The organism is Streptomyces echinatus (assembly GCF_014203595.1).
GTDB classification, from domain to species: Bacteria; Actinomycetota; Actinomycetes; order Streptomycetales; family Streptomycetaceae; genus Streptomyces; species Streptomyces echinatus.
Window position 1 is genome coordinate 44,770 of record NZ_JACHJK010000016.1, and the last position, 24,159, is coordinate 68,928.

Consider the following 24,159-nt stretch of genomic DNA (forward strand, 5'->3'; position numbering starts at 1 on the left):
AGGGCACCCAGGGCATGTGGTCCGGGCCGTGGCGCTCCTCAGTCCGTGGGCGTGGTCTTCTTGCGGGCGCGGTACGCGGCTGCCTTGATCCTGTTGCCGCAGGACTCCATTCCGCACCAGTGACGGCGCATGCCCCGGGAGCGGTCGATGTAGGTGCGGGTGCATTCGGGGTTGCCGCACTCCTTGAGCAGGGGCACCTCCGGTCCGCTCAGGAGCTCGATGGCATGGCGCGCCACGACGGAGAGGGCTTCCTCCGGCGTCGCCTGGGTCCATCGTCCCGCAGGGGTGAGCTGTGACACGGCGGGCGGGGTGCGTGCCGCGTTGTTCACGACGGTCAGCGCCGCCCCGTCGTAGTCCTCGCCGAGCCGGCGCGCGGTGACCAACCGGTAGACGGCCTCCCGGACGGCCTTCGCCTGCTCCACATCGGCCTCCTGGCCGGGCGAGACGGCGTCGACGAGGCCGGATTCCACGTACCATGCGGTCAGCCTGTCCGGCGTCCCGAACATCTCGAAGCGCGCGGTGCGGCGTGCTCGCAGTGTCGCGGCGAAGTCGAGTGCCGGGTTTCCGCACACGAAGACATGGTCCAGGTTCACATCACCATTCTGGCCGGTGACTGCGACGTCGGGCAAGGTCTCCGGCTCACAGGCCCAGATCGACGGCGAGGCAGGAGAAGGACGTCCAGGACCTCTCCGGGTCGTGGGCGTACCGGGCCGGATCGTGCGGTGCGACCGTCTTCACCTCGGTCATGTCCTCGTAGCGGATGCGCTCGGGCAACGTGCTGAACCGGGCTCGGCGTACCGCCGCGGCGCCGTCGGCGTGGTGCGGGTTCTCCATGATCGGACTCCGTTCGGTCTCTTCGGGAATCGGGCGGGTGTGTCACTTGTCGAGAAGGTGAGCGGGGGCGGGTCGGCGTCAGAAGCGGTCCACGTCGACGACGGCCTGGGCGAAGGCGGTGGGCGCCTCCTGGGGCAGGTTGTGGCCGATCCCCGCCAGGGCCCGGTGCTCGTACGCGCCCGTGAACCTGTCCCGGTAGGACGCGCCGCCGCCCGGAGCGGTGAAGGGATCCCGCTCGGCGTCCAGGGTGATGGTGGGCACCCCGATGACCGGGCGGCCGGCGAGCCGCTTCTCGAGTCCGTCGTAACGGCGCTCCCCCTCGGCCAGGCTCAGCCGCCAGCGGTAGTTGTGGATGACGACGGCCGCGTAGTCGGGGTTGTCGAAGGCCGCCGCGGTGCGCTCGAACGTGGCGTCGTCGAAGTCCCAGGTCGGGGAGACCGTCTCCCAGACGAGCCGGGTGAGGTCGCGCCTGAGGGTCCGGTCCTCCATGGCGAGCCGGCCCCGCTCGGTGGCGAAGTAGTACTGGTACCACCAGGCGTGCTCGGCCGCGGGCGCCAAGGGCTTCAGGTTGGCCCGGAGGTCGGTGACGAGGTATCCGCTCACCGACACGAGGGCCTTGCAGCGTTCGGGCCAGAGCGCGGCGATGATGTCGGCGGTGCGCGAGCCCCAGTCGAAACCGGCGAGCACGGCCTTCTCGATCTTCAGCGCGTCCATCAGGGCGACGATGTCGACGGCGATGGCCGACTGCTGGGCGTTGCGGAACGTCCGGCCGGAGAGGAACCGCGTGGTGCCGTGGCCGCGCAGGTACGGGACGATCACCCGGTAGCCCCGCTCGGCCAGCGGCGGGGCGACGTCGACGTAGCTGTGGATGTCGTAGGGCCAGCCGTGCAGGCAGATGACGGCGGGGCCGCGGGCCGGGCCGAGTTCGGCGTAGCCGACGTCGAGCAGGCCGGCTCTGATCTGCTTCAGGTGCGGAAACGAGGTGCGCGCGCCGGATCCGGCCGTGCGGACGGCGGGCCCCGCGGTTCCGTGCGTCGCGGTTCCGTGTCCCGCGGCGGCGGAGGCGGAGGCGGAGGCGGACGGAACCGCCCGCGGACCGCCCAGCGAGACGGCCGCCGCGCCCGTGCCGAGCGCCTTGCCGAAGGTACGCCTGCCGATCATGTGAGCCCCCACGAGTCGTCACCACGAACTGCCTGCGCGACAACTGTCGCAGGGGTCGCGTCACCAGTCAAGACGGTGACGAATCAACGGCAAGCGAAGTCCTCGCCGCATGATGACAACTAGTACTGACCTGACTGCGATCGAGTCACCCATCGAAAAGGTGACGGGTGCGGGATGCGCGAATGCACCGCCGACCGCCCCGGTGTTCGTGGGGTTCGCCACCCGCCCGCACCCGGTGGAGCCGGCCCACCGCCTGTGGCGCAGGCCGGTGGGCAACCTGCGGACGCGCGGCCAGGAGCCCGCCGCGACAATCCGCCCCCGCCCACCGCGCGCTTCGCCGTGCTCGCCGCCTCTGCCGAGGCCCTGGCGCACGACCTGCACCTGCGGCGGGGCTGGGTGAAGGTCGGCGAGCTCAGCGGGCCGCCGCACGGCGTGGACCTCCTCGCTCTTCCGCTGCCCCGCCCCTCGTCCGGACCCGCACCCCGCTGAGGCCGCGTTCCACCGTGGGCGGACCACGGCCGCCACGCCCTCCCCCTCCTCCCGAGCCCCGCGCATCCGAGGGCCGTGCGGGCGGTGCCGGGACGTCCGCGCTCTTGACATGTCCCCGCGCCAACACCGAGGCTCATGCGTGAAGTTGCTCGATTCTTGCTTATTTCAAGCGCGTACGAGCATTTCCAGCAAGGGCAGTCAATCCGCAAAGGTGCGAGGGGAGCTGTTCCGCCGTGCGAAGAATCCGACACCGTGTGCCGTGGCCGGCCTGGATACCGCTGGGGCTGGCGAGCGTCCTGGCCGGGACCGCGCTGGCCGCCCCGGCCCCGGCCCAGGCCGCCGCGACCACGGCCGGCGCCGTCCTGGACGCCGCTCACAGCAGCGTCAGCTGGCAGAGCCCGGTCTACGCCAAGGGCACCGGCGGCGGCCCCGAGAAGTGCCCCGCCGCGGCCGACGACCCCGACGGCAAGGTCTGCGACCGCTTCGACCTGACCGTCTCGGTGCCGGACGGCTACTGGGACGACAATCCCGAGGGCGGCATCCCGCTGTCGATCAAGTGGGAGCACCCCTCCGACGACTTCGACCTGTACGTCTACGACGACCACGGCAAGCAGGTGGCGTCCAGCGCGGGCACCGCCGACCCCGAGGCCACGGTGATCCCGCGGGCGTCGGGGGCGTACCACGTGGTGGTGGTGCCGTACGACGTGCACGACAACTCCTTCACCGGCACCGCCTACCTTCCCGCGACCACGGACGCCGGCGACCTCACCGCCTTCTCGGGCGGCGACGGCAGCTACACCGTGCGGGCGGGACAACTCGCCGCTCGAACCGACTTCCTGTCGAACGGTCAGCTGCGGATACAAGCCGATCCGTCCGGCTCGCTGAGCGACCCGGCCGGTGACGCCATCGTGCGGAAGCAGCCGCCCCTCCAGCGGCACACCTCCTCCTTCGACGCCGGCGACTACTACGGCATCCGCTCCCCGGAGGCCGTGCTGCGCGTGTACAAGAAGCCGCTGCGGTTCGGGCTGTACAAGCCCGACAACCGCACCCGGATCTGGCAGGAGGACAAGCCGCTGCGCTGGTCGACCGGCGGGATGCGGCAGAGCCTCGCGCGCGGCGCGGACGAGCAGTTCTTCGGCGGCGGCGAGCAGAACGGCAGCTTCTCGCACCGCGGGCGCACGATGTACGTGGCCAACAGCTTCGACTGGAACGAGGGCGGCTACAACAACTCCCAGCCGTTCTACCTCTCCAGCGCGGGCTACGGCGTCTTCCGCAACACCTTCGCCCCGGGCGTGTACACCTTCGGCTCGCCGGTCACCACCGGTCAGCAGGAACGGCGCCTGGACGCCTACTACTTCCTCGGTGATGCCAAGCAGGTCATCGGCAAGTACACGGCGTTGACGGGCAAGCCCTTCATGCCACCGGTGTACGGCCTCGAACCCGGTGACTCCGACTGCTATCTGCACAACGCCAACCGGGGCGAACGCCACACCCTCGACGCACTGAAGATCGCCGACGGCTACACCGAGCACCAGATGCCGCTCGGCTGGATGCTCGTCAACGACGGGTACGGCTGCGGGTACGAGAACCTGGAGCAGACCGCCAAGGGCCTCGCGGACCACAACGCCCAGCTCGGCCTGTGGACCCAGGACGGCATCGACAAGCTCGCCGACCAGGTCAAGGCGGGTCAGCGAGTGGCCAAGCTGGACGTCGCCTGGGTCGGCAACGGCTACAAGTTCGCGCTGGACGCCTGCGACGCGGCGAAGAAGGGCATCGAGGACAACAGCGACGCGCGCGGTTTCGTGTGGCTGCCGGTGTCCTGGGCGGGCGCCCAGCGCTGCGGGGTGCTGTGGAGCGGCGACCAGAAGCTGTCCTGGGACTACATCCGCTGGCAGATCCCGACGTACGCCGGAGCGACGATGTCCGGTATCGCCTACAACACCGGTGACGTGGGGAGCATCTACCGCCACGACGCCAAGATGTACGCCCGCGACCTGCAGTGGAAGGCGTTCCTGCCGGCCATCATGACCATGGACGGCTGGGCGAGCGACATCACCACCGGCAAGCCGGCCGATCAGCAGCCCTGGCTGGACGGGGAGCCGTACACCTCGATCAACCGCACGTACCTGCAGCTGAAGGAGCGGCTGCTGCCGTACATGTACACCCTGTCCGCCCAGGCGGCCAGGACGGGCGTGGGCGCGGTGCGTCCGCTGTGGCTGGAGTACCCCGACGACCCCGGCACGCTCGGGGCACAGGCCACGTACGAGTTCCTGTCCGGCCCGGACTTCCTCGTGGCGCCGGTCTACGAGGACTCCGACACCCGTGACGGCATCTACCTGCCGAAGGGCACCTGGACCGACTACTGGACCGGCCGCACCTACGAGGGCCCGACGACACTGAACGGCTACCACGCCCCGCTGGACACCCTGCCGCTGTTCGTGCGCGAGGGGGCGGTCGTCCCCATGTGGCCGAAGGGCACGACGAGTTGGCAGACCCGCGACCGGCACGAGCTGGACTGGGACCTGTACCCGGCCGCGCACGGCACCAGCCACTACACGCTCTACGAGGACGACGGCGTGACCCGTGACTTCACCAAGGGCGCGGCGGCCACCCAGCGGGTGTCGGTGCGCGGCGACACCCGGGGCACGACCGTGACGGTCGGCGCGAGCCGGGGCGGCTACACCGGCAAGGTGGACGCGCGGACGTACCGGTTCACCGTGCATGGCGACACGACACCCGCACGGGTGCTGCTCGACGGGCGCCAACTCCCCTTGAGCGCCTGGTCCTACGACGCCACCCGGCACGTCACGACCATCAGCACACCGCGCCTGCCGCTCGACCGCGGGTTCACCGTGCGCCTGGTCGACAAGAGGTAAAGGAATCGTATGGTCTAGTCCAAAGAGCGAGTTGGTCTAGTCCAACTTATTGACGTGACCGCAACAGCTCCCGGAGGGTGGGGCTCCCCGCTGTGGGGTCCCCACCCTCTGGAGGCACACATGAGACGTCTTCGGGCATGTCTGGGCGCGGCCGCGGTCGTCACCCTCGCCGCGGCCGGCACCACCGCGCTGGTCGCGGGCAACGCCTCGGGCGCGACCGCCGCGCTCGGCAACCGCTGGTACGCCGCCGCCCCGTACCTGATGCCGCTGGACAACGAGCCGCCGGACCCGGCCGCCATCATGGACGCCACCGGCCTGAAGGCGTTCCAGCTGGCCTTCGTCCTGGCCCCCGACGGCGGTGGCTGCACGCCGACCTGGGGCGGCACGGCACCGGTCTCCTCGGACACCGCCGTACGGTCGGTGATCGACACCATCCGGGCCAAGGGCGGTGACGTCTCGATCTCCATCGGCGGCTACGGCGGCACGAAGCTCGGCCAGGCCTGCGCCGATCCGGCCTCCACCGCGGCGGCCTATCAGCAGGTCATCACCAAGTACGGGCTGCACGCCATCGACTTCGACCTGGAGGAGCCGGAGTACGAGAACAGCGCGGCCATCAGGAACGAGATCGGCGCGGCGAAGATCCTGCAGCAGAACAACCCGGGGCTCTACGTGTCCGTGACCACGGCCGGCACGGCGGACGGCACCGGCTGGTTCGGGAAGCAGATGCTGCTGGAGGCCAAGTCGCAGGGGTTCACCCCGAACAACTTCTCCATCATGCCGTTCGACGGCGGTTTCAACGGGGCCGCGAGCCAGACCAGCGCGCTCACCAACTTCAACTCGATCCTCCGTTCCACCTTCGGCTGGGACGAGGCCACCGCCTACGCCCACGAGGGCTTCTCGGGCATGAACGGCCGCAGCGACACGGGCGAGTACTTCACCCAGGCCGACTTCCAGACCGTGCTGGACTTCGCGACGAGCCACCACATGGACCGGTTCACGTTCTGGTCGCTGAACCGCGACCGGCAGTGCACCCCGGCCGACAACGGCGGCCGCACCTCCGGCACCTGCTCCAGCGTGGCCCAGAACTCCTGGGACTTCGCCAAGTATTCGGTGAAGTTCGCCGGGGTCACCCCGCCCAACGCCACGCCCACCCCGACGCCGACACCCACCCCCACCGTCTGCAAGACGGCCTGGAGTGCGGCGACGGCGTACACGGGCGGCAGCGAGGTCTCCTACAACAAGCACAACTGGAAGGCCAAGTGGTGGACCCAGAACGAGGCGCCGGGCGCCTCGCAGTGGGGGCCGTGGCAGGACGAGGGCGCCTGCTGACGCCGCGGAGCCACCGCGCCTCTTGACGTGTCAGGTTCAGACCTTTAACTTCTCGGGTCACCGGCGACCACGGATGCGTTCAGCGTTCATCATGCTGAACGCATCCTGGTCCGACGAAGGGACCCCCGCATGACGCGCTCACGGCTGCTCGCGGCGACGACCACCGCGGGTCTCGCCCTCGCCCTCACCGCCCTCGGCACCGGCGGCGCCGACGCGGCGGACCCGCATGTCGCCCCGGGCGGCAACTTCGACCTGTCGGTCTGGCAACTCCAGGAGCCCGTCGGCTCCCCCGGCAAGCCCACCACCATCCCGTCGTCCCGGCTCCAGGGCGCGAACGGCTACCAGGACGCGTACTTCTACACCGACGGCCGCGACGGCGCGATGACCTTCTGGGCACCCGAGAAGGGCGTCACCACGCCCAACTCGAACTACGCCCGCTCCGAGCTGCGCGAGATGAACCGCGACGGCTCCGCCGCCGACTGGCCGTTGAGCGGCAGGCACCGGATGAACGCGACCCTGCGCGTGGTGTCCGTGACGAAGAACGTCTGCGTCGGCCAGATCCACCTCGGCTCCGGCGGCTCCTCCACCAAGCCGCTGGTGGAGCTGTACTACCGCTCGAACGGCGACATAGTCCTCGGCACCGAGGACTCGCCGTCCGGCGGCCAGACCCAGCATCCCCTGGGCCACGTGTCCGTCGGCAAGACCTGGAGCTACACCATCGCCGTCTCCGGCGGGAACACCGTCGACCTGACGGTGAACGGCACCACCACCCACTACGCCATCCCGTCGTCCTTCAAGCCCTACAAGCAGTACTTCAAGGCCGGCTCCTACAACCAGTCCTCCTCGGACAGCACCACCCAGGGCGCCCGTGTGGCCTTCTACGGGCTGACCGTCTCCCACGGCTGACACACGGCCCGACCTGCGCGACTGGTGCGAACGGCGGGACGGTCGTAGCGTCGGTTGAACGCGGTCGGACACAGCACGACGGTGGGAGCGGCCATGCGCGGGACAGTGGTGGGAACAGCGGTCACCCTCTCTGCGGGGGCCCTGCTGACAGCGGCGATGACCACGGCGACGGCAAGTCCGCCGACCGCCGCCACGACGCCTCCCCGGACCGCCGTGGCGCAGCCCGTCCTGGTCGACTGCGTGTGGCAGCGCACCGTGCGCCCGATCGACTTCCTGCTGGCCTGCGGCGACGGCAACAGCCGCCTCACCGGGCTCCACTGGGAGCAGTGGAGCCCGACCAAGGCGACCGCCGTGGGCGTGAACGTGGTCAACGACTGCAAGCCGTACTGCGCGGCCGGCAGGTTCCACTCGTACCCGGTGACCGTCCGGCTGGACGGCACGAAGCCGTGGAAGAAGCACCCGGGGGTCCAGCGCTACACCCTCATGACCCTCACCTACTCGGACTCCCGTCCGGACGGCTTCAAGCAGGTCATGAGCTACCCGCTCTGGGACTGACGGGGTTCTGGGACTGACGGGGTTCTGGGCTCGGCGGAGCGCCGGGACCGGCGGGGCGGGTTTTCGGCAGCGGCTGACGAGCCGGGTTTTGGGCCGGGGCCGACAGCCGGGCCCTCAGGCCTTGAGAGCGGCGTCGCGGCCGGACGCCACGGCCGTACGGCCCGTCAGGGTGGTCCGCGCGGGCGATCCCGCGGCCCCGGCTCCCGCCACCGGCGACCCGTCCCCCCTCATGTTGGTGTGACCCCGCACGCCGGCGCCTCGCGCGCCGACCGAAATGAGGTCACATGCCCCGTCTTCCCCGGCTGACCGGCGCCGCCACAGCCGCCCTCACGCTCGGCCTCGTCGCGGCGGCGCCCGCCGCGCCCGCCGCCGACGACGAACCGCTCGTCACCGACGCGCGTGTCATCGCCCACTTCGACCCGGCCACCGGTCAGACACCCGAGAACATCACGCTCGAACCCGACGGCTCCGCCGACCTCACCTTCGCCTACGCCCGCACGGTCGCCCACGTCGCCCTCGACGGGACCACCACGCCCCGCGCGAAACTGCCCGAGGTGGCGAACCCGGACACCCCCCTCGTGCGCAGCGCCGTCGTGACCGGCATCGCCCGGGCCCACGACGGCACGCTGTACGTCAACTACGCCACCGGCACCAGCGCGACCGGCGTCTGGCGCGTCTCCTCCGGCAGCGCACCGGTACAGATCGCCGAGCTGCCGCCGGACGGCTTCCCCAACGGCCTGGCCCTCGACGAGCGCCGGGACGTGCTCTACGCCGCCGACTCGGTCCGCGGCACCATCTGGCGCGTCCCGCGGGCGGGCGGCACGGCCACCGCGTGGGCGACGGGCCCGGCGTTCGCTCCGCTCCCGGCGCCGCCGGCCTCCGGCTTCGGGGCCAACGGCGTCAAGGTCCACCGGAACGCCGTGTGGGTGTCCAACACCGACCGGGGCACGCTGCTGCGCGTGCCCGTCGTCCAGGACGGCTCCGCCGGCCCCGTGGAGACCCGCGGTGACGGGCTCACCGGTGTCGACGACTTCGCCTTCCCCGGGCACGACAAAAGCGTGCTGGTCGCGCTGAAGTCCGGCAGCGAGGTCGTGCTGGTGCGTCCGGACGGAACCGTCGCGAGCCTGCTCACCGCGGCGGACGGCCTGTCCGAGCCGACCTCCGTGGCCGTCCGCGGCCGGACCGTCTACCTGCCGAGCGCCGACCTGTCCACCCGGCGCAACCCGAGTCTCCTCCTCGCCCACCTGCGCCACCTCATCGGCCGCGGGTAGCGCGACCCCGGGCCGCACCGGCAGCCCGAACGCCGCTCGCCGCCGGCCGTCCCTCCCGGCCGACGGCGAGCCCACACACCACCCACCGGACGGACGCTGCCACCGGCAGCCACCACCACGGCGGCACGGCACGTGCGCCACCACCAGGCACACGCCGCCGTCAGGCGGACACCGCCGTCAGGCAGGCACCGCCCTCGGGCAAGCATCACCGTCAGGCGGGCGCCGCCCCCGGGCGGCCGTCACCGTCAGGCCAGTTCCGCCAGGAGGTCGCCGCCCTCCACCTGCTGGATGCGGTTGATGGCCAGCCGGGAGACGCGGCCCGCCTTCGGGGCCGTGATCGTGGCCTCCATCTTCATCGCCTCGATGGTGGCGATCGTGGCCCCGGCGGCCACCTCGTCTCCTTCGGTGACGGCCAGGGTCACCACACCGGCGAAGGGTGCGGCGACATGGCCGGGGTTGGCACGGTCGGCCTTCTCCGTGACCGGGACGTCGGTGGCGGCGGCCCGGTCACGGACCTGAATGGGCCGCAGCTGCCCGTTGAGCGTGGACATCACGGTGCGCATACCCCGCTCGTCGGCCTCGCCGATCGCCTGGAGCTCGATCAGCAGCCGGACACCGGGGTCCAGGTCGACGGCGTACTCCTTGCCGGGACGCAGACCGTAGAAGAAGGCCTTGCTGTCGAGCACGCTGGTGTCGCCGAAGTTCTGCCGGTGCGTGTCGAACTCCCGGGTGGGGCCGGGGAACAGCAGCCGGTTGAGCGTGGCCCGGCGGTCCTTGGTCAGGCCGTCGCGGTCCTCCGCGGACAGTTCGGGGACGGGCTTGGGCGCGGCCCGGCCCTGCAGCGCCTTGGTACGGAACGGCTCCGGCCAGCCGCCGGGCGGGGTGCCCAGCTCACCGCGCAGGAAGCCGATCACCGAGTCGGGGATGTCGTACTTGTCGGGGGTGGACTCGAAGGCGTCCGGGGAGACACCGGCGCCCACCAGGTGCAGGGCGAGGTCGCCGACCACCTTCGAGGACGGGGTGACCTTGACCAGGCGGCCGAGGATGCGGTCCGCGGCGGCGTACATCGCCTCGATGTCCTCGAAGCGGTCGCCGAGGCCGAGGGCGACGGCCTGGGTGCGCAGGTTGGACAGCTGGCCGCCGGGGATCTCGTGGTGGTAGACGCGGCCGGTCGGCGAGGCGAGGCCCGCCTCGAACGGGGCGTAGATCCTCCGCACGCCCTCCCAGTACGGCTCGAGGTCGCCGACGGCCTGGAGGTCGAGTCCGGTGGGCCGGTCGGAGTGGTCGGTCGCCGCGACGATCGCGGACAGCGACGGCTGCGAGGTCGTGCCGGCCATGGAGGCCACCGCGCCGTCGACCGCGTCGGCACCCGCCTGGATCGCGGCCAGATAGGTGGCCAGCTGGCCGCCCGCCGTGTCGTGCGTGTGCAGATGCACGGGCAGGTCGAACTCGCGGCGCAGCGCCGAGACCAGCTTTGCGGCGGCCGGCGCGCGCAGCAGGCCGGCCATGTCCTTGATCGCGAGGACGTGCGCGCCGGCGTCCACGATCTGCTCGGCCAGGCGCAGGTAGTAGTCGAGGGTGTAGAGCCGCTCGGCGGGGTCGCCCAGGTCGGCGGTGTAGCAGAGCGCGACCTCGGCGATCGCCGTGCCCGTCTCCCGTACGGCCTCGATGGCGGGGCGCATCTGGCCGACGTCGTTGAGGGCGTCGAAGATGCGGAAGATGTCGATGCCGGTGGCGGCGGCCTCCTGCACGAAGGCGTCGGTCACCTCGGTCGGGTACGGCGTGTAGCCGACGGTGTTGCGGCCGCGCAGCAGCATCTGCAGGCAGATGTTCGGCACCGCCTCGCGCAGGGCGGCCAGCCGCTCCCAGGGGTCCTCGGCGAGGAAGCGCAGCGCGACGTCGTAGGTGGCGCCGCCCCAGCACTCCAGCGAGAGCAGCTGCGGCAGGGTGCGGGCGACGACCGGGGCGACGGCGAGCAGGTCCTTGGTGCGCACCCGGGTGGCGAGCAGGGACTGGTGGGCGTCGCGGAAGGTGGTGTCGGTGACACCGATGGTGGGCGACTCGCGCAGGTGCCGGGCGAAGCCCTCGGGGCCGAGGTCCACGAGGCGCTGGCGGGACCCGGCGGGCGGCGCGCCGGCGGGCAGCGGGGGCAGCTTGGTCAGCGGGTCGAGCAGGCCGGGCCGTTCGCCGTGCGGCTTGTTGACGGTGACGTCGGCGAGGTAGGTGAGCAGCTTGGTGCCGCGGTCGGCGGAGTGGCGGGCGGTCAGCAGGTGCGGCCGCTGCTCGATGAAGGAGGTGGTGACCCGGCCCGCCTGGAAGTCGGGGTCGTCCAGGACCGCCTGCAGGAACGGGATGTTGGTGGCCACGCCGCGGATGCGGAACTCGGCGACCGCGCGCCGGGCCCGGCCGATGGCGGCGTGGAAGTCACGGCCCCGGCAGGTGAGCTTGACCAGCATGGAGTCGAAGTGGGCGCTGATCTCCGTACCGGCGTGGGTGGTGCCGCCGTCGAGCCGGATGCCGGAGCCGCCCGGGGAGCGGTAGGCGCTGATGCGGCCGGTGTCCGGGCGGAAGCCGTTGGCGGGGTCCTCGGTGGTGATACGGCACTGGAGGGCGGCGCCGCGCAGGGTGACCGTGTCCTGGGCGAGGCCGAGGTCGGCGAGGGTCTGGCCGGAGGCGATGCGCATCTGGGCCTGGACCAGGTCGACGTCGGTGACCTCCTCGGTCACCGTGTGCTCGACCTGGATGCGCGGGTTCATCTCGATGAACACGTGGTTGCCGGCGCGGTCGAGGAGGAACTCGACGGTGCCGGCGTTGCGGTAGCCGATCTCGCGGGCGAAGCGGACGGCGTCCTCACAGATCCGGTCGCGCAGCTCGGGGTCGAGGTTCGGGGCCGGGGCCAGCTCGATGACCTTCTGGTGGCGGCGCTGAACCGAGCAGTCACGTTCGAAGAGGTGGATGACGTTGCCCTCGCCGTCGGCGAGGATCTGCACCTCGATGTGGCGGGGCTCGACGACGGCCTTCTCCAGGAAGACGGTCGGGTCGCCGAACGCGGACGCGGCCTCGCGGGAGGCGGCCTCGATGGACTCGCGCAGCTGGGCCGGGTCCTCCACCCGGCGCATGCCGCGCCCGCCGCCGCCCGCCACCGCCTTGACGAAGACGGGGAAGCCGATCTCGTCGGCGGCGCGCACCAGTTCGTCGATGTCGGTGGAGGGTGCGGAGGAGCCGAGGACGGGGACGCCCGCGGCGCGGGCCGCGGCGACCGCGCGGGCCTTGTTGCCGGTCAGCTCCAGGGTGGCCGCGCTGGGGCCGACGAAGGTGATGCCCGCCTCCTCACAGGCGCGGGCCAGTTCGGGGTTCTCGGACAGGAAGCCGTACCCGGGGTACACGGCGTCGGCGCCGGCCCGGCGGGCGGCGCCCACGATCTCCTCCACGGAGAGGTAGGCCCGCACCGGGTGCCCCGGCTCCCCGATCTCGTACGCCTCGTCGGCCTTGAGCCGGTGCAGCGAGTTGCGGTCCTCGTGCGGGAACACGGCGACGGTGCGCGCGCCGAGTTCGTAGCCCGCCCGGAACGCGCGGATCGCGATCTCGCCACGGTTGGCGACCAGCACCTTGCGGAACATTCTGGATTCCCTTCAGCTGCCTGCCGGCGACGAACACCCTGGTGTCAGCCACGCCCTGCCGTACTGGCGGACACCTTAGGGGCTGCCCGCACGGGTCGATGTGCGAAAACCATCACACTGCCGGGGTGTCCGACGCCACAGAGGCACGCCGTTCCCGGTCGGCCGGTCCGGCTCCCGCGGGCCGGCTGCGTCCGGTCCGGCCGGGCATGTGGGCAGGGTGGCGGGGGTGTTCGGTTCGGTTCAGGCATCGGTGCCGTGCCCGGGCGCACAGCCGGCTTCGAGGCCGGGGGCGAGCCGGCAGGAGCGACCGGCTTCACGCGGACGACTGAACCAGTCGCAGTGTCTGGTTCAGGTTGTGCTCGGCGATGCCCGCCATGACGGCCCGGTCGGGGAAGTCCCCGTCCAGCAGCCGCAGGGGCCCGGCCGTCAGGGAGAGCCGCTGGGCGAGCAGGTAGAACGCGAGCCGGTCCTCGTCCAGCCCGTCCACCCTCAGTGGCGGGTAGGCGTCGTGCAGGCGGATCCGCAGAAACACGTGTTCCCATTCGACGTCGAAGTACATCAGTCCCTCGATGTCGATCGGCACAGGGTTCCCGTCCGTGTCCACCCGCACATGATCGGGGCCCAGTTCGCCGTGCACGACCGCGTACTCCTCGCGCGGCCGCACCGCCGCCGCCAGGCCCAGCAGCCGCTCCTCCAGCCGGTCCCGGGCGCCCGCGATCCGCGGATCGCGCGATGCCGCCTCGGCGAGGTCCCGCAGCGCACGGTCGAGAACCACGCCCTCGCACGACGTACCCCGTGACGTGCCTCCCCCGTCGACCAGGGCCACCTTGCCGTACGCGGGCGCCCGGTGGCCCCGCATCGCCTCCAGCGATTCCGCGAGCCGGGCCATGACCGGGGCGGCCGCGCCCCGGTCCCGGGCGAGCAACTCCTCCAGGTTCTCCCCCGGGATGTCTTCGACGATCGCGAGTCCGGCCTGGCAGTGAGCCCCGTCGCGGTCGACGAGCCGGATCGCCGGGACGCGGACGCCGAGCGCGTCCAGGCGCGCGTGCGCGGCCTGGAACGGATCGAGCCCGAGGCCGGGCGAGAACGGGTCGGTGAGGTCGTCGTCACCCTCGGCCGCCGGCCAGTAGTTCTCGGCGTCGTCCCACAGGTAGGCGATCGCCGTCGTCGCATCGTCCATCACCAGGCGGTACACGCCCTTCTTGCTGCCGCCCGCGACCCGCTCGACCGCCTCCAGCCGCCGTCCGCCGCCCAGCGCGGTCCGCGCCGCACCCGCCAACTGCTCTCGCGTCACCGATCTGCGTGTCACGTTCCGAACCGCCCCTCCGCCACGACAACCCGCGAACCCTACGGGAGCATCAGCGTGCGGGCGAACGGCTTGTCCCGGATCCGGGCACTCGCCGGACCGGGACCGGCGGCGGTGCGCGCCGGACCGGGCTCGGCGGGGCGCCCGCGACAGCGGACCACGCGGTGCCTCCCCGGTGGCCGTCGGGGAGGCACTCCCGTGCCGGGCGCTGCCGTCAGCGGCGCAGTGCCGCCAGGTTGCGGTAGCCGATCGCCGCGTGCTCCAGGGACTGCCCCGGGCTGGTGGAACTCGGGGCGTTGTCCTGCTCGACCATGGGGTTGTGGTAGTTGCGGTGGCCGACGCGGGAGAAGAACGTCCGGTAGTCGATGACACCGGTGCCGAACGGAACCATGTCGTAGCCCATGCCGTTCGTCGCGTTGACGACGCCGTCCTTGGCGTGGAAGAGCGGGTAGCGCTTGTCGTGGCGGGTGACGAGGCCGGCCGGGTCGAAGATGTTCGTCCGCGTCGAGCCGTCGTGGGCGGTGTAGGTGCGGAACTTGTACTGGGCCACGTGCGCCCAGAAGATGTCCATCTCCAGCCAGACCAGCTTCGGGTCGGTGATGGAGAGGAAGTACTCCAGCTTGCGGATGCCGGAGCTGCGGGTCGGCCGGCCCTGAGCGTCGAGCGGGCCGCCGTCGAGGAGGAAGCCGTAGGCGGCGTCGTGGTTGTGGGTGTACAGCTTGAGGCCGGCGCGGCGGGCCAGCTCGCCGAGGGCGTGCCACTTGTCGGCGGCCACGTCCCAGTCCGCCTTGTAGGCGCTGCCGGTGGGGTCGCCACCAGTGCCCACGTGGGCCATGCCGAGGAGGTTGGCGATCTCCAGGTGCTTCTTGAAGGTGTCCAGGTCGGTGCTGCTCAGCGGCCAGGAACCGGGGATGAAGCCGTGGTTGCCCTGGGCCCGCAGCCCGTAGTCGTCGAGCCAGCGCCGCAGCTGCTTCGCGCCCTCGACGGACTCCAGGTTCGCCCCGCCGGGCGCGTTGGCGTGCTGGCCGTAGCCGGCGAACTCGACCTGCCGGTAGCCGAATCGGGCGAGCTGTTCGAACACCTCCCGGAAGCCGGACGGCAGCGACGTGGACTGCGGGTCGCGGCCGACGGCGTCGCGGACGGTGTACAGGATGATGCCGCGCTTGTCGGCCGGGACGAGGACCTGCCCCTTGCCGTGCTCACCGCCCGGCCGGGGAGCGGCCTGGACGGGGCTCGCGCCGAAGGCGGGTGCGGCGATCGCGCCCGCCGCGACGGCGGTGCAGGTGCTCAGGAAGCGACGGCGGCCGATGCCGAGAGTGCGGCGCAGCTGGTCGTCGGTGTCAGGCGTGTTGTTCACGAATGCCTTCCTTCACAGGTGGTCGGTGCTCAGACCGGCGAGGTGGAGCAGGAGCGGTTTCACGTCGGTGGCCGCGATGCGGTCGCCGACGGCGCGGGGGGTGGAGGACAGGAGGAGCGGACCGTCGTCGTCGCTCGAGGGGAGGCGGCCGTGGCTGCCCCGGACGGGTGAGGGGTCGAGGGGCACGACCGCCATGCGGTAGCGCAGGCCGAGCTTCTTGCGGGCGAGCGCGGTGGCGGCCTTGAGCTTGACGTAGGGGTCGTGGGGGTCCATGAACAGCTCGACCGGGTCGTAGCCGGGTTTGCGGTGGATCTCCACGAGCCGTGCGAAGTCGGGGGCGCGGGCGTCGTCCAGCCAGTAGTAGTACGTGAACCAGGCGTCCGGTTCGGCGACGGCGACGAGTTCGCCGGAGCGCGGATGGTCCAGGTGGTGGGCCTTCTTGCCCTCGTCGTCGAGGAGCTGCTCGATGCCGGGCAGCCCGTCGAGGGCGGCGCGGGTGGCGGCCAGGTCCTCGGGCCGGCGCACGTAGACGTGGGCGATCTGGTGGTCGGCGACGGCGAAGGCGCGGGAGGCCATCGTATCCAGGTACTCCATGCCGTCCTGGGTGTGCACCTCCAGCAGCCCGGCCCGGCGCAGCGCGCGGTTGATGTCGACGGGCCTGCTGACGCGGGTGATGCCGTACTCGGAGAGGGCGACGACGGTACGGCCCTCCGCGCGGGCCTCGTCGAGCAGCGGGGCCAGCGCCGTGTCCAGGTCGGTGGCGGCCCGCAGGGAGCGCGGGTCGTCGGGGCCGTAGCGCTGGAGGTCGTAGTCGAGGTGCGGGAGGTAGCAGAGCGCCAGGTCGGGGTGGCGGGTGCGCAGGATGTGCCGGGTGGCGTCGATGATCCACCGGCTGGAGACCAGGTCGGCGCCCGGCCCCCAGAACCGGAAGAGGGGGAACGTGCCCAGCTTTGCGGTGAGTTCGTCGTGCAGGGCGGGCGGCCTGGTGTAGCAGTCGGGTTCCTTGCGGCCGTCCGCGTAGTAGACGGGGCGCGGGGTGACCGTGATGTCGGTGTCGGCGCCCATGGCGTACCACCAGCAGATGTTGGCGACCGTGTAGCCGGGGTGGGCGCGGCGGGCCGCGTCCCAGATCTTGTCGCCGGCGACGAGGCCGTTGTGCTGGCGCCACAGCAGGACGTCACCGAGCTCGCGGAAGTACCAGCCGTTGCCGACGATGCCGTGCTCGCCGGGGAGTGTCCCGGTGAGGAAGGTGGACTGGGCGGCGCAGGTGACGGCGGGCAGGACGGTGCCGAGGTGGGCCCGGGAGCCGGCCTCGGCGAGCGCCGAGAGGTGCGGCATGTGGGCGAGGAGCCGGGGGGTCAGGCCGACGACGTCGAGGACCAGCAGCGGGGTGGGTCCGGTCATGGCAGCTCCTTCAGGCCCAGGTCGGTCAGCAGGTCGCGGGCGAGGGCGAGTTCGGCGGCGATGCCGTCGGCGAGCCGGTCCCGGCCGCGAGGGCGCAGGCCGGGCGGGAGCGCCTGCCAGGTGTACGTCTCGACCTCCAGATGGCGGGTGAGCGGGCGGGGTCCGCCGACGAGGCGGGTGAGCGCGGCGCGGAGCACCGGGAGGGTGGCGGTCAGCGGACCGTCGGGGCCGGCGTGCAGGGGGACGTGGAAGTGGGCGCGCCACGGTGCCGTCACGGGGAGGGCGTCGCCGCTCAGGGCCTCGGGCAGGTCGTCGGTGCCGCGCGGGCCGGCGGGGGTGACGGTGCGGGTCTGGTGCAGGAAGCGGGGCTCGGCGAACGCGGCCAGGGCGTCCCGGACTTCGGGGCGGCCGGGGTGTTCCGCGTGCAGGGCGGCCGACAGCTGCGACTTCACGACGGGTATCCGTGCGGTGGCGAGGGCGTCCAGTGCGGTCCGCGGGTCCTCGAAGGACGTGGCGAGGTGGCAGGTGTCGACGCAGACGCCGATGCGGGGGTGGTCCACGGCGGTGAGCGGGGCCAGGGCGTCCTGGGTGGTCTCGACGGTGCAGCCGGGCTCGGGTTCCAGGCCGATGCGGATGGAGCGGCCCGTCAGCTCCGCGAGCGCGTCCAGGCGTGCGCCGAGGGTGCGCAGGGCCTCGTGTCCCGTGCGGGCGCGTTCGGCGGTCCAGGTGGTGCGCCATCCCAGCGGCAGGGTGGAGACGCTGCCCTCGGTGACGTCGTCGGGCAGCAGCGCGCCGAGGATCCGGGCCAGCGCGGTGGTGTACTCCAGGCGCTCGGGATCCGCCCAGTCCGGCCGGTACACACGGTACTTGACCTCGTCGGAGCCGAAGCCCTCGTAGGGGAAACCGTTGAGGGTGACGACCTCCAGGCCGCGCCGGTCGAGTTCCCCGCGCAGCGTGCGCAGCGCGGACGGGTCGGTGTCCACGGCGCGGGCGGCGTCGTGGGCGAGCCACAGGCCGATGCCGAGGCGGTCGCGGCCGAGCCGGCGCCGTACCGGCTCGCAGTGGTCGCGCAGTTGGGCGAGGACGCCGTCGAGGGTCTCGGCGGGGTGGACGTTCGTGCAGTAGGCGAGGTGGACGGTCGTGCCGTCCGGATGCCGGAAGCGCATCCCTCACTCACCGCCACGGGCCAGGGAGTTGCCCTCGTGGGTGGCGTCCGGCGGGGCCACGTCGAGGTCCAGACGTCCGCTGAGCCCGTAGAAGGCGACCGGGTTGCGCCACAGGACCCGGTCGACGTCGTCCTCGGTGAAGCCCTCGGCCAGCATCAGGTCGGCCACCGCGCGGGTCTTCAGCGGATCGCTGCGGCCCCAGTCGGCCGCGGAGTTGACGAGCACCTTCTCCGGCCCGTACGCGCGCAGGATCTCGACCATCCGCCGCTCGTCCATCTTGGTGTCGGGATAGACGGAGAACCCGAGCCAGCAGCCGCTGTCCTTGGCCTCCTCGACGGTCGTCTCGTTGAGGTGGTCGACCAGGACCCGGTCCATGGGCAGGGCGGACTCGCGGACGGCGTCGAGGGTGCGGCGCAGGCCCGCGAGCTTGTCGCGGTGCGGGGTGTGCACGAGGGCGGGCAGGCCGTGGTCGGTGGCGAGCTGGAGCTGTGCCGCGAGGGCCTTGTCCTCGGCGGGGGTCATCGAGTCGTAGCCGATCTCCCCGACCGCGACGACCTGGTCCTTGACGAGATAGCGGGGCAGTTCGTCCAGGACGGCGGCACAGCGCGGGTCGTTGGCCTCCTTCGGGTTGAGGGCGAGCGTGCAGTGGTGGGCGATGCCGTGCTGGGCGGCGCGGAACGGCTCCCAGCCGAGCAGGGAGTCGAAGTAGTCGAGGAAGGAGGCGGGTGAGGTGCGGGGCTGGCCGAGCCAGAAGGAGGGCTCCACCAGCGCGCGGATGCCGGCGGCCCGCATGGCCTGGTAGTCGTCGGTGGTCCGGGAGGTCATGTGGATGTGGGGGTCGAACAGGCGCATCAGGACTCCTTGCGGGTCTCCGGGCCGGCCAGGGCCAGCACGCGGTACAGGCCGCTGGGCACGGGACGGTCGGCCGCGGTGCGTTCGGCCGCGAAGTCGGTGAGCATGCGGGCGAGTTCGGCGTCGGCGTGGGCGCGCTGGGCGAGGCCGGCCACGGCGTCGACGGGGACGCCGGTGAACAGGCACTTGAGGACGGCGTGCCGCCAGCTGTGCGCGTCCAGGTGGCGGGCCGCGTAGGGGCCGACGGCGGCGGCGATCAGCCGGGTGTCGTTGGTGCGCAGGGCGTCCTCGACCAGCGGGAGCGCGTCCGGTCCGGACACGAGGTGGGGCAGGGCGAGCAGGACGGCCCGGCGCTCGGCTGCGGTGCCCTGCCGGTAGACGCGGGTGAGCGCGGCGGTGCCGGCGTGGGCGGCGTGCAGGATGAGGACGCGGGCCGCGTCGGCGTGCCGGCTGCCGCAGCGGCGCCCGGCCTCCGCGAGCCGGAGCTCCCACGCGGTGATCGGGCCGTGTCCGCCGGGGTGGTCGGCGGCTTCGGCGAGGGCCTGGCGGCACCACTCGCGCGCGGCCGGATCAGGGTGGGCGTCGAGGTGATCGCGCAGGGCGTCGAGGGAGGGTGCCGCTGCGTCGGTCGAGTGGGTCACGGGGTGCTCCCTTCAGCGGTGGCACGGCCCGGGTGGGGCGGCTTCACGACTCGCTCCTTCCGGGTACGGCCGCGGGACGGGCAGCGGCGGCGCGGCGGAGGAAGGGCAGTGAGGTCTCCGCGTGGTGGGGGCCGGCGTGGGAGTGGCGGGGCAGTTCCACGACCGTGAGGCCCTGGTAGCCGGAGGCGTCGAGGGCCGCGAGGACCGGCGGGAAGTCGATCTCGCCCTCCCCGAACGGGAGGTGGTCGTGGACACCGCGCCGCATGTCCTCGATCTGGACGTACCGGAGCCAGGGCGCGGCGGCGCGCACGCAGTCCTCGGGCGGCAGGGGTTCCAGGCACTGGCAGTGGCCGATGTCGAGGGTGAGGCCGAGGGCGGGCGGGTCGCCGAGGAGCCCGCGCAGGTGGTGGAAGTCGGCGAGGGTGGCGAGGAGGTGGCCGGGCTCGGGTTCGACGGCGAGCGGGACACCGGCGGTGCCCGCGGCCTCCAGGACGGGGCTGAGGGACGCGGTGAGCCGCTGCCATGCCGTGGCCGGTTCCCGCACCGTCGGCGGAACGATTCCGCTGAAGCAGTGCACGGCCCGCGCGCCGAGGTCCGCCGCGACCCGTACCGCCCGCAGGAGCAGGTCCGCGCGCCGGGCGCGGGCCTCCGGGTCCGGGTCGAGCAGGGAGGGCCCGTGTTTGCGGCGCGGGTCGAGGACGTAGCGGGCGCCGGTCTCCACCGTGACGTCGAGGCCCAGCTCGGCCAGCCGCTTCGCGACCCGGCGGGTGCGGCCGGCGAGGCCCGGCGCGAGCGGGTCGAGGTGCATGTGGTCGAGGGTCAGGCCGACGCCGTCGTAGCCGAGGTCGGCGAGCAGGGCGAGGGCGTCGTCCAGCCGCAGGTCGGTGAGGCCGTTGGTGCCGTATCCGAAACGGAGGGTCATGTGACGCTCACCTTTCTGGCGAACCGCGCCGCGAGCGGGGCGAGCGCGGCGATGCACAGCGCGGCGACGGGGGCACCGGCGCGGGCGCACAGGGCGGCCTGGAGGGGGATGGTCGCGCGGATGCCGCCGCCGACGGCGCGCTGGGTGAGCTGGGGTGAGGGGTGGAGAGCGGCGTGGAGGTAGGGGCGGGCGGCCAGGGCCGTGTAGGCGGCGGTGAGCACCCTGTCGAGCGGGTGCCGGCCCGTCCGTGGCCGGGCGCCGGCGCTGCCCGGCGGACCGGGGGTGGGTGCGGTACCCCGGCCCGCCGGGAGTTCACGGGCGAGCAGCAGCCCGAGGGCGCCCGACGTGGTCAGTGCGGCGAGCGGCGGCAGTACGGCTCCCCCGGTGGTCTCGTGCCGGGAGACCGCGGTCAGGGCCAGGGTGTGGGCGCTCAGCAGCGCTGCGGAGGGCAGGGCCCGGCGCACCGATCCGCGCGCCGGTCCGGTGGCCGCCGCGCCGAGCAGCAGGTCGAGACCGCGGGCCGCCGCCATCGCCACGGGCCCGGCAGGCGTGCGTTTGAGGACCAGGTCGTACGCCCACACGGTCGCCGCGAGCGGTGTCGCGACGGCGAGGGCGGGGCGGCCGGCGCGGGCGGCGAGGGCCAGGCCCGCGGCGGTGAGGGCACCGGCCGCGGTGAGGGCGGCCGCGGGGCGGACACGGCCGGAGGGCAGGGGCCGGTGCGGTCGCTCGACGGCGTCTTCCGTGCGGTCGGCCCAGTCGTTGAGGGCCATGCCGGCCGCGTAGAGGCAGAGGGAGGAACAGGCCGCCAGCAGGGTGCGGCCGCCCGGCCGGCCCGGTACCGCCGACGCCCCGGCCAGCACGTCCCCGGGTACGGTGAACAGCGCGGGCAGACGCAGCAGTTCGGCCCAGGCGCGCGCGCTCACGCGGCCTCCCCCAGCTGCCGTCCGAACCGTACGAGGGCCGCGTACTGCTCCGCGAGCGCCGAAGGCCCCTGACCCACCGGGTCCTTGAAGTAGAAGCCGAGATCGGTCAGCGGCCCGCGGACGCCCGACTCCTGTGCCCGGAGAGTCAGTCGGGCCAGGTCCAGGACCAGGGGCGCCGCCAGCGCCGAGTCGCAGCCCTGCCAGGTGGTCTGCAGGACCATGCGGGTGCCGAGGAACCCGTCGAAGGCGATGTGGTCCCAGGCGGTCTTCCAGTCGCCGAGCGCCGGTACGTCGTCGATATGGACCTCGCCCTCGGGGCTGCCGCCGAGGGTGTCGGTGAGGACGCGTTCCTTGCCGGCGTTCTTGGCGGCGGCGGCCGCGGGATCGGCGAGCGCCGCGCCGTCGCCGCCGCCCAGCAGGTTGGTGCCGGACCAGGCGCGCACGTCCAGCGCCCGCTGCGCGAACATCGGTCCGAGGACCGAGCGCAGCAGGGTCTGGCCGGTCTTGCCGTCCCGGCCGGCGTACGGCACACCGCTCGCCGCGGCGGCCGCGGCCAGTGCCGGGTGGTGCAGTCCCGTCGACGGGGTGAAGTTGACGTAGCCGCAGCCGGCGCGCAGGGCCGCCGCCGCGTACAGCGAGCTCGGCGGCAGGGCCGCGCCGTCGGCGGCCGGCTCGGTGGAGGCCACGTTCACGACGACGGCCCGCTCCAGCCCGCCGCGCCGTACGAAGTCCTGGATGTCGGCGGTGAAGGCGGCGATCAGCCGCTCGGTGCCGCGGGTGTCGCCGGGGGCCGGCCCGCCCGGCCGTATCTCCGCGTCCGCGGCGGCGAGTTCGGCCGCCACGGCCGCGGGGAGGCCGTGCGGCAGGACACCGCCCGCGGCCAGTTCCTCCGCCCGTTTGGGCAGCGGGCAGTCCATCGTGTCGTGGCCGCCGAAGACCAGCGACGTGAGGGCCGGCAGGCCGCTGTCGGCGAACGGGGGCGTCTCGGTGACCATGCCGGTGGGCGGGTGCAGGCCCGCCGCTACGGCGGCGCAGCCGGCCACGGCGGTGGTGGCGACGGAGCCGCGGGCACCGATCAGCCACACTCCCACGCGGGTGCGGGGAAGGGACGCGGACATGGGCAGCCTCCTTGACGGGCACGAGCCCCGGGTGAGTGGGGGACCAGGGCGGCGGGCGGGGGTCCGGCGTCCCCCGCCCGCCGCCGCTCACCTGCCCTTGGCGGGCAGTTCCTTGATCCGGATGTCGCGGAAGGACACGTCGTCACCGGTTCCGTGGTTCTGGATGCCGATGTGTCCGTCGCGCAGGCTCCGGGCCGGATCGGTGTTGGTGAAATCGTTGATCTTCACGCCGTTGAGCCAGACGCGCAGGCGTTCGCCCTGCACCCGGATCTCGTACGTGTTCCACTCCCCCGGCGGGTTCAGCGCACGGTCGCGCTTCTTCAGGTCGGCGGACCGGAAGCCGTAGACGGACCCGGTGGTCTTCTCGGGCACGTCGGTGGCGTCGATCTGGATCTCGTAACCGTTGTCGACCGCCGACCAGGGGTCGTCCGAGGGCGGGAAGCCCACGAACACCCCGGAGTTGTCGTCGCCGGCGGCCTTCCAGTCGAGCTTCAGCGAGTACGAGCCGAAGCTCGACGGGGTGTACCAGAGCAGCCCCAGTCCCCCGGTCGACGTGAGCGTGCCGTCGTCGGAGAGGGTGAAGCCGCCCGGGCCCGCCTGTCGCCAGCCGTCCAGGGAGGTGCCGTCGAAGAGCGGCCGGTAGCCGTTCTCCGGCCGGCAGTCGGCCCGGGTGTCGCCGATGACCCAGCGGATGCCGCCCAGCAGGTGCTGCCGGAAGGCGGGGTCGGCGTAGGACTCCTTGGTGTGGCCGCCCCCGGTGTAGAAGGCGCGGCCGCCCTGGTAGTCCTGGCACCAGGCGATCGGATGGTCGCCGTTCATGGTGCCGCCGGTGTACGACGTCTCGTCCAGGGAGGCGAGGACGTGGGCGCGTTCGCGCGGGTTCGAGCGGTAGTTGTACCACTCGTCCGTACGCTCCCAGGTCCGTCCCAGATGCGAGGTCGCCGGGTGGGCGCGGTCCTCCACGTTCACCGTCGCCGGCTGGATCGCCGGGTGGTTCTGGAACCAGGCGCCCGCGAGGCCGCCGTAGAAGTCCCAGTCGTACTCGGTGTCGGCGGCCGCGTGGACGCCCACGTAGCCTCCGCCGTGCCGGATGTACCCCTCGAACGCGTCCTGCTGGGCGGCGTCGAGGACGTCACCGGTGGTCGACATGAAGACCACGGCGTCGTAGCGGCTGAGGTTCCTGCCGGTGAAGGCGCCCGCGTCCTCGGTGGTGTCGACGGTGAAGCCGTTCGCCCGGCCGAGCTGCCGGACGGCCTCGACGCCCTCGGGGATGGAGTCGTGCCGGAAGCCCGCGGTCTTGGAGAAGACCAGGACGCGCTTGGTGTGGGCCGGGTCCGACACGGCGGGTGCGGTCACAGAGCCGAGGAGCAGGGCGGCACCGAGCACCGCGGTGGTGATTCTGCCCGTGGGTCGCATGGTGTGCCCTCCT

At 72.7% G+C, this 24,159-nt stretch carries 19 protein-coding genes and 1 pseudogene; 6 read left to right on the forward strand and 14 right to left on the reverse strand.

What is annotated here, in order from left to right; genetic code table 11:
* Positions 1-38 precede the first annotated feature (38 nt).
* The 3 genes from FHS34_RS34130 to FHS34_RS34140 form a co-directional block, all read right to left on the reverse strand.
* Complete coding sequence (locus FHS34_RS34130) at positions 39-593, reverse strand: CGNR zinc finger domain-containing protein (RefSeq protein WP_184972775.1); 555 nt, start codon at positions 591-593, stop codon at positions 39-41.
* Positions 594-639: 46 nt separating this feature from the next.
* The gene (locus FHS34_RS34135; protein WP_184972777.1) at positions 640-834 is read right to left on the reverse strand and encodes a hypothetical protein; all 195 of its coding nucleotides are present in this window, start codon (positions 832-834) and stop codon (positions 640-642) included.
* 78 nt (positions 835-912) lie between these two features.
* A complete protein-coding gene (locus FHS34_RS34140; protein ID WP_184972779.1) occupies positions 913-1,995 on the reverse strand; it encodes an alpha/beta fold hydrolase in 1,083 nt (360 codons plus the stop codon).
* A gap of 339 nt (positions 1,996-2,334) precedes the next feature.
* Between FHS34_RS34140 and FHS34_RS34145 the strand changes: the two genes are divergently transcribed.
* From FHS34_RS34145 to FHS34_RS34170, 6 genes and pseudogenes are all read left to right on the forward strand, one after another.
* Entirely contained in the window at positions 2,335-2,484 is a 150-nt protein-coding gene (locus tag FHS34_RS34145) for a hypothetical protein (protein WP_184972781.1), read from the forward strand.
* A 704-nt stretch (positions 2,485-3,188) separates the two neighbouring features.
* Positions 3,189-5,345, forward strand: a pseudogene (locus FHS34_RS34150) (glycoside hydrolase family 31 protein); the annotation flags it as partial.
* A 135-nt stretch (positions 5,346-5,480) separates the two neighbouring features.
* Complete coding sequence (locus FHS34_RS34155; protein WP_184972783.1) at positions 5,481-6,689, forward strand: chitinase; 1,209 nt, start codon at positions 5,481-5,483, stop codon at positions 6,687-6,689.
* A gap of 129 nt (positions 6,690-6,818) precedes the next feature.
* Positions 6,819-7,595, forward strand: a complete 777-nt coding sequence (locus FHS34_RS34160) for a polysaccharide lyase family 7 protein (RefSeq protein ID WP_184972785.1) — start codon at positions 6,819-6,821, stop codon at positions 7,593-7,595.
* 93 nt (positions 7,596-7,688) lie between these two features.
* Positions 7,689-8,150: a hypothetical protein gene (locus tag FHS34_RS34165; protein WP_184972787.1), complete on the forward strand. Its 462-nt coding sequence runs from the start codon at positions 7,689-7,691 to the stop codon at positions 8,148-8,150.
* 284 nt (positions 8,151-8,434) lie between these two features.
* A complete protein-coding gene (locus FHS34_RS34170; RefSeq protein ID WP_184972789.1) occupies positions 8,435-9,421 on the forward strand; it encodes an SMP-30/gluconolactonase/LRE family protein in 987 nt (328 codons plus the stop codon).
* A 245-nt stretch (positions 9,422-9,666) separates the two neighbouring features.
* Here FHS34_RS34170 and FHS34_RS34175 read toward each other — a convergent pair whose 3' ends face one another.
* The 11 genes from FHS34_RS34175 to FHS34_RS34225 form a co-directional block, all read right to left on the reverse strand.
* Positions 9,667-13,041 carry a pyruvate carboxylase gene (locus tag FHS34_RS34175; RefSeq protein WP_184972790.1) on the reverse strand — a complete coding sequence of 1,125 codons (3,375 nt, stop codon included), beginning with the start codon at positions 13,039-13,041 and terminating at the stop codon, positions 9,667-9,669.
* 313 nt (positions 13,042-13,354) lie between these two features.
* Positions 13,355-14,335, reverse strand: coding sequence for a phosphotransferase family protein (locus tag FHS34_RS34180; RefSeq protein WP_184972991.1), 981 nt, complete (start codon positions 14,333-14,335; stop codon positions 13,355-13,357).
* Positions 14,336-14,561: 226 nt separating this feature from the next.
* Entirely contained in the window at positions 14,562-15,704 is a 1,143-nt protein-coding gene (locus FHS34_RS34185) for a sugar phosphate isomerase/epimerase family protein (protein WP_184972792.1), read from the reverse strand.
* Positions 15,705-15,716: 12 nt separating this feature from the next.
* Positions 15,717-17,108, reverse strand: coding sequence for an alkaline phosphatase family protein (locus FHS34_RS34190; protein ID WP_184972794.1), 1,392 nt, complete (start codon positions 17,106-17,108; stop codon positions 15,717-15,719).
* Complete coding sequence (gene eboE / locus FHS34_RS34195; RefSeq protein ID WP_184972796.1) at positions 17,105-18,274, reverse strand: metabolite traffic protein EboE; 1,170 nt, start codon at positions 18,272-18,274, stop codon at positions 17,105-17,107. The genes FHS34_RS34190 and eboE overlap by 4 nt, the downstream gene beginning before the upstream one ends.
* 3 nt (positions 18,275-18,277) lie before the next feature.
* On the reverse strand, positions 18,278-19,126 hold the full coding sequence (locus FHS34_RS34200) for a TatD family hydrolase (protein WP_184972798.1): 849 nt from the start codon (positions 19,124-19,126) through the stop codon (positions 18,278-18,280).
* Positions 19,126-19,767, reverse strand: coding sequence for an EboA domain-containing protein (locus tag FHS34_RS34205; protein ID WP_184972800.1), 642 nt, complete (start codon positions 19,765-19,767; stop codon positions 19,126-19,128). Before FHS34_RS34205 ends, FHS34_RS34200 begins: the two co-directional genes overlap by 1 nt.
* Before the next feature lie 43 nt (positions 19,768-19,810).
* A complete protein-coding gene (locus tag FHS34_RS34210; protein ID WP_184972802.1) occupies positions 19,811-20,689 on the reverse strand; it encodes a sugar phosphate isomerase/epimerase family protein in 879 nt (292 codons plus the stop codon).
* Positions 20,686-21,612, reverse strand: coding sequence for an SCO3242 family prenyltransferase (locus tag FHS34_RS34215; RefSeq protein ID WP_184972805.1), 927 nt, complete (start codon positions 21,610-21,612; stop codon positions 20,686-20,688). The genes FHS34_RS34210 and FHS34_RS34215 overlap by 4 nt, the downstream gene beginning before the upstream one ends.
* Positions 21,609-22,730 carry an inositol-3-phosphate synthase gene (locus FHS34_RS34220; protein ID WP_184972807.1) on the reverse strand — a complete coding sequence of 374 codons (1,122 nt, stop codon included), beginning with the start codon at positions 22,728-22,730 and terminating at the stop codon, positions 21,609-21,611. The genes FHS34_RS34215 and FHS34_RS34220 overlap by 4 nt, the downstream gene beginning before the upstream one ends.
* Positions 22,731-22,817: 87 nt before the next feature.
* The gene (locus FHS34_RS34225) at positions 22,818-24,146 is read right to left on the reverse strand and encodes a ThuA domain-containing protein (protein ID WP_184972809.1); all 1,329 of its coding nucleotides are present in this window, start codon (positions 24,144-24,146) and stop codon (positions 22,818-22,820) included.
* Between the last annotated feature and the right edge of the window lie 13 nt (positions 24,147-24,159).